The 14,842-nt window shown below is 66.2% G+C and carries 13 protein-coding genes; 4 read left to right on the forward strand and 9 right to left on the reverse strand.

Going from position 1 to position 14,842, the window contains the following annotated elements:
* Window positions 1-81 precede the first annotated feature (81 nt).
* Both EZ304_RS01805 and EZ304_RS01810 read left to right on the forward strand, forming a co-directional pair.
* Window positions 82-2,556 carry an autotransporter outer membrane beta-barrel domain-containing protein gene (locus EZ304_RS01805; RefSeq protein ID WP_185959210.1) on the forward strand — a complete coding sequence of 825 codons (2,475 nt, stop codon included), beginning with the start codon at window positions 82-84 and terminating at the stop codon, window positions 2,554-2,556.
* Window positions 2,481-2,657, forward strand: a complete 177-nt coding sequence (locus EZ304_RS01810) for an autotransporter outer membrane beta-barrel domain-containing protein (RefSeq protein WP_260678446.1) — start codon at window positions 2,481-2,483, stop codon at window positions 2,655-2,657. The genes EZ304_RS01805 and EZ304_RS01810 overlap by 76 nt, the downstream gene beginning before the upstream one ends.
* Window positions 2,658-2,817: 160 nt before the next feature.
* Here the strand turns inward: EZ304_RS01810 and EZ304_RS01815 are convergent, their stop codons facing one another.
* Window positions 2,818-3,234: a host attachment protein gene (locus EZ304_RS01815; protein ID WP_099550965.1), complete on the reverse strand. Its 417-nt coding sequence runs from the start codon at window positions 3,232-3,234 to the stop codon at window positions 2,818-2,820.
* A 188-nt stretch (window positions 3,235-3,422) separates the two neighbouring features.
* Here EZ304_RS01815 and EZ304_RS21065 point away from each other — a divergent pair, with 188 nt between their 5' ends.
* On the forward strand, window positions 3,423-3,551 hold the full coding sequence (locus EZ304_RS21065) for a hypothetical protein (RefSeq protein WP_254919678.1): 129 nt from the start codon (window positions 3,423-3,425) through the stop codon (window positions 3,549-3,551).
* Between the two features lie 261 nt (window positions 3,552-3,812).
* Window positions 3,813-5,300 (forward strand): glycine betaine/L-proline transporter ProP, encoded by a 1,488-nt coding sequence (gene proP, locus EZ304_RS01820; RefSeq protein ID WP_142806093.1) that lies wholly within the window; start codon window positions 3,813-3,815, stop codon window positions 5,298-5,300.
* A gap of 84 nt (window positions 5,301-5,384) precedes the next feature.
* Here the strand turns inward: proP and EZ304_RS01825 are convergent, their stop codons facing one another.
* The 8 genes from EZ304_RS01825 to EZ304_RS01860 form a co-directional block, all read right to left on the reverse strand.
* The gene (locus EZ304_RS01825; protein WP_142806094.1) at window positions 5,385-6,002 is read right to left on the reverse strand and encodes a hypothetical protein; all 618 of its coding nucleotides are present in this window, start codon (window positions 6,000-6,002) and stop codon (window positions 5,385-5,387) included.
* A 109-nt stretch (window positions 6,003-6,111) separates the two neighbouring features.
* Entirely contained in the window at window positions 6,112-6,738 is a 627-nt protein-coding gene (locus EZ304_RS01830) for an AAA family ATPase (RefSeq protein ID WP_142806095.1), read from the reverse strand.
* Window positions 6,739-6,741: 3 nt separating this feature from the next.
* Window positions 6,742-7,083, reverse strand: coding sequence for a type II toxin-antitoxin system prevent-host-death family antitoxin (locus tag EZ304_RS01835; protein WP_099553994.1), 342 nt, complete (start codon window positions 7,081-7,083; stop codon window positions 6,742-6,744).
* A 70-nt stretch (window positions 7,084-7,153) separates the two neighbouring features.
* Complete coding sequence (locus tag EZ304_RS01840) at window positions 7,154-8,749, reverse strand: sensor histidine kinase (RefSeq protein ID WP_142806096.1); 1,596 nt, start codon at window positions 8,747-8,749, stop codon at window positions 7,154-7,156.
* 9 nt (window positions 8,750-8,758) lie between these two features.
* Window positions 8,759-9,163: a response regulator gene (locus EZ304_RS01845; RefSeq protein ID WP_099554030.1), complete on the reverse strand. Its 405-nt coding sequence runs from the start codon at window positions 9,161-9,163 to the stop codon at window positions 8,759-8,761.
* A 144-nt stretch (window positions 9,164-9,307) separates the two neighbouring features.
* The gene (locus tag EZ304_RS01850) at window positions 9,308-10,762 is read right to left on the reverse strand and encodes a surface lipoprotein assembly modifier (protein ID WP_142806097.1); all 1,455 of its coding nucleotides are present in this window, start codon (window positions 10,760-10,762) and stop codon (window positions 9,308-9,310) included.
* Between the two features lie 90 nt (window positions 10,763-10,852).
* A complete protein-coding gene (locus tag EZ304_RS01855; protein WP_142806098.1) occupies window positions 10,853-11,617 on the reverse strand; it encodes a Slam-dependent surface lipoprotein in 765 nt (254 codons plus the stop codon).
* Between the two features lie 53 nt (window positions 11,618-11,670).
* The gene (locus tag EZ304_RS01860) at window positions 11,671-14,793 is read right to left on the reverse strand and encodes a TonB-dependent receptor (protein WP_142806099.1); all 3,123 of its coding nucleotides are present in this window, start codon (window positions 14,791-14,793) and stop codon (window positions 11,671-11,673) included.
* Between the last annotated feature and the right edge of the window lie 49 nt (window positions 14,794-14,842).

A 14,842-nucleotide genomic window follows, 5' to 3' on the forward strand; every position in this document is an offset into this window, starting at 1 on the left:
ATGTTGCGGCGCAGCTGAATGGATCCAAAGGCGACAAAAGTTGTCCTGTCTTATCTGCAACTAATTGCATGTTCCCGCGCCTTGGCGATCACCAGACTCTGCGCAAGCCCAATGCGGCACAAAAGAGGCGTCTTGCAAGATGCCCGTTTGCGATGTGACGGCTATCGCAATACGCCTCGCGCGGGCCAGGAACAGCACCTTATTCACTTCACTTTCACACCATGTGAGCGTTTGATTCACGCCGACGAAGTGAATGCGGTTTCTGTCCTGAAGTTCGATACCCACAGGAGTCCGGTCATGAAGATCGCCGTTCGTCGTTCCCTTGCGCTGGCTGTCGCCAGTTCCCTTGCCCTCGGACTTCCGGCTTACGCGGGTATCCTCACGCCGGGGCAGTCCGCCACCGTGCAACCCGGGGATACTGCCGAGACGTGGAGCCTGTCTGGTGCCCGCATTGATGTGCGCCCCGGCGGGCAGACGTTGTCGATCTTTGCACGCGACTCGTCCAGCGTGATCCTGGATGGGGCGCAGGTTTCTTTCTCAGGGTCCGACGCTGCTGTTCGGCTGACCAACAGCCATGCTGAAATCAGTGATACCTCGATCGCCAGCAGCGGGGAACGAGCACTGTTGCTGGCCACGGGGGTGACGGGCGACACCGGCCCAGCTTCCACAGCGATGGTTCGCCGCAGTACGCTGCAAGGACTTGGGGTGGGTGTCAGTGTCGCCACCAGCGGTCCGAGCCAGCGAGCGTCGCTGGTGCTGGACGCAACGCGTGTCGAGGCACTGGCTGATGTCGGCAACGTTGAGCCACTGGCCGGCAACGGGCTGCTTCTGATCGGAACCGCCGATGTGTCCATCGAGAACGGCAGCACCGTCATCGGTGCACAGAACGGCATCTACGCCATTGATACGGACGTGGGTGGCCCTTCGGAAGTGAATATTGACAGCTCCCGCGTGGAGGGCCGTACCGCAGCCGCCATCCGGGTCGCTCCCTCGCTTGATCCAGCGAGCCCCCGATCCAACGTCGTCTTCAACGTGCGCAACAACAGCCAGATTGTCGGCGGTGACGGCAATCTCCTCTTCGTCGAGGCACCCGATGCGACGGTCGGCTTCAATGTCGACAACAGCCAGCTGACTGGCAGCATTCTCAACACCGTCGGCAGCACGCTTGACGTTGCCTTGCGCAATGGTGCCAGCCTGAAAGGCACCACGCGCGACATCACTTCAATGGCGCTCGACAATGCCCGTTGGCAGCTGAGCGGCGACAGCAGCACTGGCACGCTGGCGCTGGGCAGCAACAGTGAGATTTCCCTGGGCGACGGCTCCGCCTTCCACACCCTCAACGTGGCCGGCAACTTCACCGGCAATGGCGGCACCCTCGCCTTCAACACCGTACTGGCCGGCGACGATGCCGCCACCGACAAGCTGATCATCGGCGGCGACACCAGTGGCAGTGCCAACGTGCGCGTCAACAACGTCGGCGGTGCCGGGGCGCAGACCAGCCAGGGCATCCAGTTGATCCAGGTTGGCGGCGCGTCCAATGGCCAGTTCAACCTGGCCGGCCGCGCGGTGGGCGGCCAGTACGAGTACTTCCTGCACAAAGGCACCGGCGCCGACGGCAACTGGTACCTGCGTTCGCAGCTACCGACCGTGCCGGACCCGTGCGTGGTCAATCCTAGCCTGCCCGAGTGCAAGCCGGTTGATCCTGTTGATCCGGTCGATCCGGTCGATCCGGAGCCGGTGCTGCGCCCCGAACCCGGCGCCTACCTGGCCAACCTGCAGGCTGCGCAGAGCATGTTCCGCGTGGGCTACCACGACCGCCATGCCGGCCAGAATTCCGGCCGCGCCTGGGCCCGCGTGGATGGTTCGCGCAACGGCTTTGATGCCATCAGCCGCCAGCTCGACATCCACGGCAACAGCCAGGCACTGACCGTCGGCGCCGACGTGTGGCGTCACGAATCGGGCAGCGGCGTGGGCGTGACGCTGTCCAGCGGCAATGCCACCAGCACCTCCACCAATGAACTGACCGGCTACTACGCGCGCGGCAAGGTGAAGGGCGAGGCGCTCGGCGTCTACGGCACCTGGCGCGGCGGCAACGGCGCCGATCCGTATGCCGGCTTCTATGTGGATGGCTCGGTGCAGCGTGCGCAGTTCCGCAACCGGGTGGAAGGTATCGGCCTGGACACGGAACGCTACGACAGCCGCGCTTGGCAGGGCGCAGTGGAAACCGGCTATGCGTTCCGCGTGGGCGGTGCCAGCAACGGTGGCATCTACCTGGAGCCGCAGTTGCAGGTGGGCTACAGCCGCTGGGACAGCAACCGCCACACCGAGGCCAACGGCACGGTGGTCAGCGCCGAGAATGCCAATGGTGTGTTCGGGCGCGCGGGCCTGCGCCTGTCCGGTGTGACCCGCTGGGGAACGGTGCCGCCGAGGTGCAGCCGTACCTCGCCGCCAACTGGCTGCATACCCGCGCCGAGTCGCAGATCCGCGTGGATGACGAGATCGCCGATGCGCGCGTGCCGCGCAGCCGTGGCGAGTTCAGTGGCGGTGCGTCGGTGAAGTTCGGCAACGGCCTCGGCGCCTGGGGCGGCCTGTCGCTGCAGAGGGCCAGTGGCTATCACCAGACCCGTGCGCAGGTAGGTGTCAGTTACAGCTGGTAGTCGGTCGCCTTTTCCTGGGCTTCCCTGGAGTGGAACCGCGCAAGGTGAACGCCGACAGGGCAGCGTCGGCTACGCCTTGCGCGGCGCAGAGATCCCACGCTTCCCACGATGGCCGAGCATGCGCTCGGCTCTGGCCTCTGGAGGAGATCGATCGGTCTTTCTACGCCGCCAGCACCTTCTGGATATCGGCCAACGGTGCGTTGGTCAGGTCCTTGGCGATGTCGCCCAGCAGGCGGGCCTGCGTTTCCTTGTGCAGCAGCGGGCGGATGCGCCCCAGCGTGGTCGGATCGGCCACCAGCACCAGGTGTGCGTAGCGGTTGTTCAGCGCATCCTCGTTCAACTGCTCGGCAACCTGCTTGGCGAAGGTCGCTTCGTTGAGCTGGGAAATGGACATGTCCTTCGGCACTGCCCCCGACGGCCCCTGTCCCGACACGCCCTGCTCGCTGATGTCCTGCAGGCGCAGTTCGCCTTCCTGCTTCAGCGTCAGCTGATGATCGCTGCCGACGTTGGTGAACACGCGGGCCGAACCACCATCGGCGACAATGATCAGCGTACCTTCGGGAATGCGACGGGTCATGCGATGCTCCTTCTCGATTGCGTTATTGCGTTCACCACCACCGTAGACAGGACCATGTGAGCGCTACGGCCAGAGTTCGTTCAATGCACGTCATCGCGTTCAGTGCAGATGAACAGGCGTGATGGAACACAGCGTGCAGATCAGTCCGCTTCGCTGCACGCTCACGCCGATGCCGTTATGATGAATCGATGATCGACAAGACCCACTACGTGACGGGCGCACCTGTTACGTGGGAAGCACTGCCGACCGGCGCTTCGCTTGCCACGAATGCTCCCGCCCTGCATTTCCATCGCCTTGCGCTGGATCCCGGCGGATGACGCCCGCAGGCCCTCTTGCCTGCACCCCTACGCTGATGTGATACCCGGCCGCTGACTGCGCGGTCGTTGTGATCCCGTTGTCGCGTCTCCGCCCCTGCGGCGGTGCTTTGCCGTGCGCGTGGCGTTGCGCCTGCACACACTCCCCGGCCCCCACGCCACCCATCGATGCCCCCGCGCCACTTGCGCCTGCATCGCCGTTTCCGATTTCCGGGACACACCACACCGCTCATTCCCCTATTCCATACCTACAAGGGAGACCCCATGCAGGACACGCCCGAGGCACATGCCCATTTCGGCTGGTTCAAACGCCGCCGCCACCTGAAGGTCGATGAGATCACCGTCGTCGACAAGCCCATGCTCAAGCGCGCCGTGGGCGCCGCCGCACTGGGCAATGCCATGGAGTGGTTCGACTTTGGTGTCTATGGCTATCTCGCCGTCACCATCGGCCAGGTGTTCTTCCCGTCCAGCAACCCCACCGCGCAGGTGATCGCTGCCTTCGCCACCTTCACCGTGGCGTTCCTGGTGCGGCCGCTCGGCGGCCTGGTGTTCGGCCCGCTCGGCGACCGTTATGGGCGCCAGAAAGTACTGGCGTTCACCATGATCCTGATGGCGCTGGGCACGTTTGCGATCGGCCTGATTCCTTCCTATGAGCGCATCGGCATCTGGGCGCCGGTGCTGTTGCTGCTGGCGCGCGTGGTGCAGGGCTTCTCCACCGGTGGCGAGTATGGCGGTGCGGCCACCTTCATCGCCGAGTATTCCACCGACCGCAACCGTGGGTTGATGGGCAGCTGGCTGGAGTTCGGCACGCTGGGCGGCTACATCGCAGGCGCCGGTACCGTGACCGCGCTGCACATGCTGCTGAGCAGCGGGCAGATGCTGGACTGGGGCTGGCGCATTCCGTTCCTGGTGGCCGGCCCACTCGGCCTGCTTGGCCTGTACATGCGCATGAAACTGGAGGAAACGCCGGCCTTCCGCGCCTTCGCCGAGGAAGCCGAGAAGCGCGAGCACGATCGTCCGGGGCTGGGCGCGCTGTTCCAGGTGCACGGCCGCCAGCTGCTGGTATGCATGGGCCTGGTGCTGGTGTTCAACGTCACCGACTACATGCTGCTGACCTACATGCCCAGCTACCTCAGCGTCACCATGGGCTATGCCGAGAGCAAGGGGCTGTTGCTCATCATCATCGTGATGCTGGTGATGATGCCGCTGAACATCGTCGGTGGATTGTTCAGTGACAGGCTGGGCCGCCGCCCGATGATCATCGGCGCGTGCATCGCACTGCTGGTGCTTGCCATTCCGTGCCTGCTGCTGGTCGGCAGCGGCAACGACTGGATGATCTTCCTTGGCCTGATGCTGCTCGGCCTGGCACTGGTGTGCTTCACCAGCTCGATGCCATCCACGCTGCCGGCGCTGTTCTACACCCCGGTGCGCTACAGCGCGCTGTCGATCGCCTTCAATGTTTCGGTATCGCTGTTCGGCGGCACCACCCCGCTGGTGACCGCGTGGCTGGTGGAACGCACCGGTGACCCGCTGGTGCCGGCCTACTACCTGATGGGCGCGGCGGTGATCGGCCTGGTGACCATGCTGTTCGTGAAGGAGACCGCCGGCCTGCCGCTGCGTGGTTCACCGCCGGCCGTGGGCAGCGACAGGGAAGCGGCTGCGTTGTTGAAGAGCGATGTGCCGGTAACGGTGGACCCGAGTCTGCCGCCACTGCCGGACGCTGCGGAGCCCGAGCAGGTGAAGCCGGCCTGAGGCCGGGCGCAGAACGCGATCCACACATGGCGTGGATCTACGGGGCCAGAGGCGCCGGGTGGATACGCCCGGCGCTGCCTGGCGCTACGTCTTGATGCGGGCCAGCTTCCCCGGCGTCCAATGCAGCGTCCAGGTGTAGTTTCCGTCCGGCGGACAGACGTGGCGGTTCGGGCTCTTCCATTCGCAGACGGTCGCCCCGGCACTGACGGTGAAATCGACAATGATGCGATCACCCTGGATGCGAATGGCACGGATGGCGCCTGGAATCTGTTCAGCCGCGTCGTCACCGTAGCCATACCGGCGGATGGCGGCATAGTCTTCTGCTTCCACCGGCGACAGGCTGTTCGGGTTCTCCTGGCCGCGCGGATCGTTTGCCGTCAGCGCCGTCATCACCGCCACCACATTGCGTTGCGCGAAGCTGCCGCCGGTGTAGGTGGACGTGTAGAAGTACACGACCTCGGCACGGCCATCACCATCGAGGTCGGCAACAGCGGTCCACACCGGACGGAAATCGGATTCAATGTCGTCGCCGGGAATCAGCCGCAGGTTGGCTTCGGCGGCCCGGTAGGCCTGTACCAGGCTGGGCGGCAGCACCACCCGCTTGGACGCGGCAGGCGCGGCCGTCGCCGTCAGGCTGGGCAGCGCCAGCGCAACAAGCACCAGGCAGATCGAAGTGGAGCGAAACGTCGCAGGTCCGTGCATGTCGTCCTCCATGATTGTGCGGTCAGTCTAACCGCAGCTCCGGTGGCGCCCAGTCGTGCACGGCACGGGTTCGCGCAATGTGTGGAAGGCGTCCATGCATGGGATGGATCTACTGCGGCCTGTCCAACTCCATCGCACGCATTACGATGGGTTTGGCCCAGTCCGGCGTATGCAGCAGTTCGGCCACCGAGACCGGGTACTGCAGCTGGCCATGCGCCATCGCCAACACCGGCAGCGGCTCAACGCAGCCGTCGGCGTCGGCCGGCGCGCTGTTGTCGTAGACATGCAGCTCGGCCAGGTGTGGCAGCAGTTCCAGCAGGTTCTCGCGCGCCGAATCGAAGCGGGCGTGGATCTTCTCCACCGGAATATCATGACCGCCGGCGGCCACCCGCGCTGCAACGCGGGCAATGTGCAGGTCCACCGTGGCCAGCCCGCAGAACCAGATCGCAACATGATGGTGTTCGCAGGCCCCGCGCAGCAGGCGCGGAATAGTGTTGCCGCCCAGCGTGGTCTCGAAGGCGAAGTCCGTGCCATCGGCCATGGCCTGGCGCAGGCGGCGGGTGCCTTCCAGCCAGGCCTCGGCATTGGCGTCGGGCAGCGGCCAGCCGGCCTCCACCAGGCGGCGGGTGAACGAATCGGGATTGAACCAGCTCAGCCCTTCGGCTTCCAGCCAGGTGCCCAGCAGCGAACTTTTGCCGGCGCCATTGACGCCGGCCAGCACCAGGATCCGCCCCATCGGTCAGAGCGGACGGCCGAGGGTGACCTTGCGGCCGCGGCGGATCGGCTGGCCCAGCACCTTGCCCAGCCCCTCACCGCGCTGCAGGCTGGCCAGGGTCTGGTCGAACTCACCGCGCAGGCGCAGCAGTTCTTCGCTGCGCTCACCGGCATCGCTGCCAGCGGCCTTGGCCAGCAGTTCCTGATACGTGCGGATATCCACGATCACCGCTTCGGGGTGGTTGTGGTTGGTGATGACCAGCGCCTGCTTCTCGCGCACGGTGCGCATCAGGCTCGGCCAGCCACGGGTCTTCACCGACGACGCGGGGGCCTTTTCGAGGCCAGGCAGATCCAGCGGCAGGGTCATGGCACGGCTCCAGACGTGGACAGTTGAGGCCATTATGCCCAATTTGGCCCAATTGGGGATAAATGGACCTTTACCTGCCGGAACCGTCCGCCGCCGCGCCCGGAGCATCGGTCTGCAGCAGGCTGTCCCGCTCGCGCAGCGGGAAGCGGATCCAGGCATCCAGGCCTTGCGGCGCGAAGCGCAGTTCGCCACTGCCGGCCAGTTCGTAGGGGACGCGCTGCTCGATCAGGGCCCGGCCCAGGCCGCGCTGGTGGGGTACCTCCCAATCCTGCACCTCGGCATGCCGCTCGCACCAATGCAGCCCCAGCCATGGCTGCCCCTGCTGGATCTGCAGGTTCCAGGACACCACGATCCGGCCGTCCTCATGGGTCAGCGCGCCATGCCGCAGCGCATTGCTGGCCAGCTCGTGGATCGCCAGTGACAGCACTTCGGCAGCCTTGGGTGGCAGCAGCACGTCCTCACCCTGCAGGTGATAGACCGCGGCAGCCGGTGTCTGCGCTGCAATCTCCTCATCCAGCATGCCGCGCAGGCAGACCCCTGCATTGGCGCCACGGGTCAGCAGGCTCTGCGTGCGTGCCAGCGACATCAGTCGCCCGCATAACCGTTCAGCGTATTCATCCACGCTGCTGACCGACTCGCGGGTCCGCCAGGCAATGGCATGGATGGTCGACATGATGTTGCGCACCCGGTGCTGCAGTTCGGCCAGCAGGACCGCCTGGCGCTCGGCGGCACGCTTGAGATCGTCGATGTCCACGGCGATGGCGAACACCCCGCTGACCCCTCCATCGGCGTCACGCAGCGGCGCTGCGGCAACCCGCGTCCAGCGCACCCGGCCATCGTCGTGCAGGTACTGGAACTCCAGCCCCGGCACCACGGTTTCGCCGCGCATCGCACGGGCAATGGCGAAGTCCTCGGGCCCGATGATGGAGCCATCCGGATGCCACCCCCGCCAACGATGCTGGTTCTCCGCATCGGTCGAAGGCACCTTGCCACTGGGCAGGTACGCACGCATCTGGTCATTGGACAACACCATGCTGCCCTCCAGATCGACGATGCACAGACCCACCGGCAGCACCTTGAAGGCCAGCTCCAGACGCCGCTCGCTTTCACGCCGGCGTTGCTCCTCGCGTTCGCGCGCGGCCTGGGCCACGTGCGCAGGGGTGGTCTCGAACATCGTCACCAGCACGCCATTGATGCGCCCTTCCTCGCCCCGGATCGGGCTGTAGGTGATGGTGAACCAGATGTCTTCCAGGCGACCCTGCCGCGCCAGCGGGTACAGCTTGTCCTCGAAGGTGAGGGTCTCTCCCTGCCAGACGCGGGCATAGAGCGGGCCGTTGATGTGCCAGACCTCGGGCCAGCACTCGCGGGTCGGCTGACCGAGCCCCCCGGGGTGCCTGTCGGCCAGGATCTCGGCGTAGCCATCGTTGTAGAGCTGCACCAGCTGCTCGCCCCACAGCACGATCATCGGGAAGCCATGGGCCAGCATCAGGTCGACGGTAGCGCGCAGGTGCGGCGGCCAGCGCTCGATCGCGCCCAATGGCGTGGACGACCACTCGTGGCGGGCGATGCGCGCGGCCATGCCATCGTGCCGGGCATGCATGCGCAGTGCAGGAGGCGCGGACCCACGCATGTCGGCAGCGTGGAGACCTTCAGTCGGGCGGGCCATGCCGCGCAATCAGGCGGCGCCCGCAGAGGCCCGTGGGACCGCCACCAATCCGGCCAGTTGCTGGACCAGGGCCTCGATGTGGTAAGGCTTGGTGCAGCGAGGAGCCGCAGCAAAGCGGCTGGGCAGGTTCTCATCGTAGCCGGAGGTGAGCAGGAAGGGCGTGCCCGCCTCGGCCAGACGATCGGCCAGCGGATAGACCTGCTCACCGCCCAGGTTGATGTCCAGCAGTGCCACATCGATGGGATGGGTATCGACCAGCTGCCCCAGCGCCTGCAGGTCACCGGCAGGCCCCACCACCTGTGCGCCTTTCAGTTCCAGATAGTCGACCAGGAACATCGCGATGGCGAATTCGTCTTCTGCCACCAGTACGCGCAGCCCATTCAGGCCATCCGGTTTGCTACCTGCCTCCAGCACGCCCTGCACTCCTCGGTACACGCGGCCTGCTTGGCCGCAATGCTGGCAGGATGCGCGATCCGGGCTACAAGGGCGCGTGACGACCGATGAAGAACGCTGCCACGTCGCATTCACTCCGATGATGCAGGCGTCGCGGGCGGCGATTCAGAAGGCGCGCTCCCATTTGAGGCTGAGCAGGCTGCGGTCGTGGCTGTACAACCAGCCAACGTTGCTGTCGATGCGCGCGTAGCGCAGGCTCAGGCTGGGTACCAGCCCGGCCACCGCGAGGCGCTCGCTGCGGACGACGGCGATCAGGTTCTGTTCGCTGTCCTCACGCCGCGCCTCCAGCAGCGGGCTCCACGCGTCGTAGTCGCGCTCGCGCAACGACACGAATACGGTGGCGGTGGTGCCCGTCCACTGGCGTGCCGCCCCCAGGCGCAGGCCACGCTGGCGGTAACCGTTGGCCGGATTGGCAGCACTGCTGTCACTCAGGTCCAGCCCGGCAAAGAGGGTCCAGCGCGGGTTGAGCGCATGGAACCAGGTGGCATACACCGCGGCCAGCTCACCGTCGTAATTGCTGGCCAGGCCGCGCTGACGATAGCGCTGGCGCTTCCAGTCGGCCTCCAGCTTGAGCAGGCTGCGCGCGTCCAAGGCATATTGCCATTCGCCATGCAGCCCGCTGCCGCCCTGCAGGGCCCGGTTGCCCAGGCCCTGGTAGTCATAGCTCGGCGCGATCTGCAGGGCATGCCGTGCGCTGCGCCAGCTATAGCCCGCCTGCACGCTCGCATTGAGCTCGTTGTAGGCGCTGTGCCCGCGCCATGCCTGGCCGAACGCAAGCCCGCGCACATAGACGCCGTGATGTCCGGCCAATGCCCAGCGACGTTCGAGGTTGCCGTCGTAGTCCAGGCCCATGGCGCGCTGGGCATCGGGAAGATTGCGCTGGATGATGCAGGTGTCGCCCACTCCGAACAGGCAGGTGCGGCTGGCCGAGCTGCGGTTGATGTTGTCGCTCCATGCCGGGCCGGCTGCCAGCGCTCCTTTCCAGCGTTTGCGGGCCTGCAGCGCAGCCAGGTAGGCGTCCACCCGGCCGCGCACACCTGCGGTGGCGGGGTCGTCGGCATTGATGCCACCGGCGATGGCCGTGAACAACACCACGGCATCGCGGTCGCGCTGGTCCTCGGCATAGACACGTGCAAGCTCAAGGCGGGCCGGCAGGAAATCCGGCTGCGCCGCCAGCAGTGCTTCGTACTCGTTGGCCGCGCGGTGGTGATTGCCGGCCACCCGCGCCAGGCCGCCCTGCGCGTAGTGGCGCAGCAACGGGTCGTGGCCGGGCAGTTCGATGTATTCGTCCAGGAAGCGCTGCGCTGCGCCCCATTGCTGATGCTGCAGCGACAGGTACAGCGCCTGGCCCAGATCGTCGACCGTGCGCTCCACGCGCAGGGTCTGGCCGTCGATGGTGATGGTCGGTCGCGCCGACTCGGCCTGCTGCAGGCGCTGCTGGTCCTGCTGCTGGTGGCGCAGCTCGCTGCCCTGCTCCAGCACACGACGAAGATCATCCTGCTGGGCGCGCACATCGGCAGCCGCCAGCAACAGGATCACAAGGAAGATGGGATGGCGCATGGTCGATCCGTGGTGATGCATGCAGCGGGCCGAAGCAGGGACTGGCGGATCGCGGCTTGTCCCTGCCCTGCCCCGTCAGGGGCGTGGCAATCAGTTCTTGCTGCCGCCGAAGGCGGTGTCGTACTGGCTGTTGCCGGCGAAGGTGGCGATGCCGGCCAGGGTGGCGGCGTTGGCGCCGAAGAACTGGCCCTGGGTGGTGCCGTTGACGCTGCCATTGGCGTTGGCCGAACCGGCGAACGATGCATCGGCACTGTTGATGTTGGCAACGATGGCCAGGGTCAGGCCATTGCCGGACAGCGCACCGTCCAGGGTGCCGGCGCCGAAGTCGGCGTCGAAGGTGCCGCTCAGCAGGTTGCTGCCGTTGAACTTGTTCAGGCCGGCCACGGTGTAGGACGCCACGCCGGCGGGCAGCGTGGTGCCGGCGCGGTCACCAACGAAGTAGACCTGGCGGTTGTTGAAGCCACCGGCGGCGCCATCCTTGGACCACTCACCGAACCAGACATCGCCACTGCCGACCTTGACGAAGTTGAAGTGGCCCATGCCGGCGTGGCTGCCCGGTGCGCCGGTGATCGGCATGGCCAGGGTGCGAACCGTCACGCCATTGACGGTGGTGGGTGCCGAGTAGGCGCTCAGGCCCTGGAAGTCCACCGGCTTGGCCTGGGACACGGTGCCGACACCGACACCGGCCTTGCCAGCGCGGTGCGGGCCGCCATTGACCTGCGATTCGCCAACCGCGACGTACAGCTCGGCATCGGTCCTGGCACTGGCGGCACCAACGATATCGGCAGCATGCGCGGCACCGACCAGAGCCAGCGAGGCGGCAACGGCGAGCACCGAACGGGAGATCATTTTCATGGTATTGCTCCTTGGTTGAGGGAACTACGGGTACAACGCTTGAAGGTGGGAGATCAGAAGCGCGCGGTGACGCCGAGCTTCAGGGTGCGACCCGGGGCCGGCAGCGTGGACCGCGTGGCTGGATCGACGTAGTAGCGGTTGCCGAGGTTGCTGCCGACCAGCTCGACGCTGGCATGCTCGTTGAAGCGCCAGCGCGCATAGGCATCGACGGTGGTGATGTTTCCCCAGGTGAACGGCACGTTCTGCCAGAGCAGGCCGCTGCCACCGCTCAGCAGGCGGTCACGGTAGGCCTGCAGATCAGGGTTCTCGTGCCGCTGGTAGTGCACGATGCGGCTGCCCAGTTCCAGGCGCTCATCGAACAGGCGCGTGCCCAGCGACCAGTTGATCGACAGCTTGGGAATGGCCTGGGTCAGCAGGTAACCACCGACGAAACCATCCTGCACGCAGTTCGGGACCAGGCCGCGGTTCGCGTCCAGGAGGACCGCCATGCTCTCGTCACACACCTCGTTTTCCAGCGTGCGGGTGATGCCCAGATCGGTGAAGAAGCGCCGGTTGTCGAAGCGCGCCTGCAGCTCGATGCCACGGATGGTCTGCTTGTCGATGTTGTCGAACAGGAAGTTGCCATCGCGCTCGATCACGTCACGGGTCTTGTGCACGTAGTACGCCAGCTTGACGTCGGCATCGGCGGTGTTGCCGAACAGGGCTGACAGGTTGTGCACGTAGCCCACCTCGTAGTTGTAGGCGTGCTCGGGCTTGAGCGCATGCAGCGGATTGAGGCTGCCGGAGAAGGCGATGGTGCTTTCGAACATGCTCGGGAAGCGCACCGCTTCGCTGTAACGCACGTAGGCACGGGCGGCCGGGGACAGGTGTGCAGTGGCCGAGAAGGTCGGCAGCCAGGCGTGGTCGCGGCGACGGCTGTTGCGACCATCGACCCGCTGCGACTGTACGCTGTTGCCGATGCTGCAGACCTGGTCGCTGCCGGCAAACACCGGCTGCACGCCGGGAATGGCCGCCACTTCGCCATTGAGGCAGGGATTGCCGGCGCGGGTGTAGTTGCCATCGGCATCGGGCAGCCAGGGCCGCGTGTACCTGACCGGACGCGGCGTCTCGTACGGCGCCAGCAACGCACGGATGCTGTCATCGATGAACCAGCCCATGCCGCGCTTTTCCCATACGGCGCGACGTGCTTCCAGAGCGTCGATGCGGGCCTGCAGATTGGCCGGACGCGGCGGCAACTCGTTTACGGTGTACTGCGCTTCCTTGCCACCTACGCCCTTGGTCAGCAGCTCGGGGTGCGCCTCGAGGAAATCGTCGAAGGCCCAGTAGCGGCTGTAGCGCACGCCTGCATTGAGGGTGAGGAAGTCGACCGGCCGCCACTCCAGGGTGAGGTAGCCTTCGCCCTCCTGGCGGCGCCCGGCACGCGGGAACATGCGCCAGCCATCGGTGGTGCCGAAGTACGGATCGCCGGACCCCAGTTTCTCGTACTGCCAGTTGCCGCCCACGGTCAGGTCCAGGGTCGAATGCAGCGCGAAGCGGTTGCTCAGGATCAGGCCGGTGCGGTCGTTGCGTGCATTGGCCAGTGCGGTGTTGCGCAGGATCGGGCTGGCGTCCGGATTCCATGCCGGATTACCCACCGCGAAGTTGGGAAAGCCGCCGGCGGTGTAGGTATCGCTTGCCGTTTCCGTGCGCCACAGGTTGGCGTACAGGTCCAGCCAACGACTGCCGGCGGGCTGGAAACGGTACTCCAGGTTCCACGCGTCCGAATCGACCCGGCTGAGCGGCCACTGGATGCGACCGTAGTCCGGGGCCGACAGGATGCGCGACGGCATGATCTCGCCGTAGTGCGACAGCGTGCGCCGCCAGGTCGCCTTCAACTGCTGGTCATCGTTGATCTGCCAGCTGCCCTTGACCAGCCAGGACTCCTGTTCGCTGGAGGTGTTGGGCACTTCATCGCCGGGCTTGAAGTAGCGCGCCAGCGTGGTGATGTAGTCGATGCCCTGGTACTCGAACTGCTCGCGCCGGTCCTGTTCGTAGTAGCCGCTGCCCTTGGTCCCGGAGAAGTAGTTGCCGCGCTTGCGCCACGCGTAGGCAGCCATCAGGTCGACGTTGTCACCACGCACGCCCAGCGCCAGGCGCCAGGCCTGGTCCTCGCCATCGAAGGGATTGTTGCCACTGCGCGACTTCACGGGCACCACCAGGGTGCGGTCGTCGTAGGGTGAGTTCGGCGAGCCCTGCGGGAAGCCCGGCACGGTGCGGTAATCCTCGCCGGTGTGCAGCCGCGGCAGGCGCGGCGCCACCGCGTTGCTGCTGCCTTCGATCTTCAGCTCCCCGCCGAAGCGCTCGCCGGCAGCGACGATGTCATCGACGTCGATGGTCTTGATCACCAGCGCGCCACCGATCCCGCTGTGCACATCGCGCACCAGCCCTGGCCCCTTGATGACCTGGATGCCACCAATCAGGTTGGGATCGATGTAATTGCGGTTGCTGACGCCGTTGTAGCCGCGCCAGACCGTGAGCGCCTGTTCGCCGCCGTCGATGCTGACCGGCACCCGCCCGGGCCCCTGGATACCACGGATGTTGACGTCCAGCGCGCCGCTGTTGCGCGCATCGCCACTGAACACACCGACCAGATCCTTGACCACGTCGGCCGGATTGGAGCCACGGTAGCGCTCCACCCGGTCGCGCCCCGAATACGCCGTGGTCAGGTCCAGCGCGAACACATCGTCGTAGCCACGCCGATCGCGGGCCTCACCCCCTTCCGACTGAAGGCGACCGGCCACGTCCAGTGTTTCGGTCACCCGCACCCCTTCCCCCTCACCCGCCTCCGCTGCGGCCCGCAGGCTCCAGGTACCGTCCATGCCGCGCTGGGCACGCACGCCGCTGCCGCGCAACAGCTGCTGCAGCGCCTGCATCTGGCTGTACTCGCCTTTCACTGCACTGGAGCGGCGGCCTTCCACCAGGTCGCTGCGGAACACCACCTGCACATCGGCCTGGCGGCCAAAGGCGCGTACGGCATCAGCCAGTGGCTGCTCCGGAATGGTGTACTGGCGCACCGGCGCGACGATCGCCGGTTGCGCCTGTACGGCCGGCACCCAGGCCAGCGGCAGCAGAGCGGTGGAAACAGCCAGGGCCAGAACGGTGGCGCGACGATGACAGGCGGATGCCGTGGACGGCATGGACAGGAACTCCTCAAGCGTGGCGGAACCACGGGCACATCCGGTGCCG

Source organism: Stenotrophomonas maltophilia (genome assembly GCF_006974125.1).
Taxonomy (GTDB): Bacteria; Pseudomonadota; Gammaproteobacteria; order Xanthomonadales; family Xanthomonadaceae; genus Stenotrophomonas; species Stenotrophomonas maltophilia_O.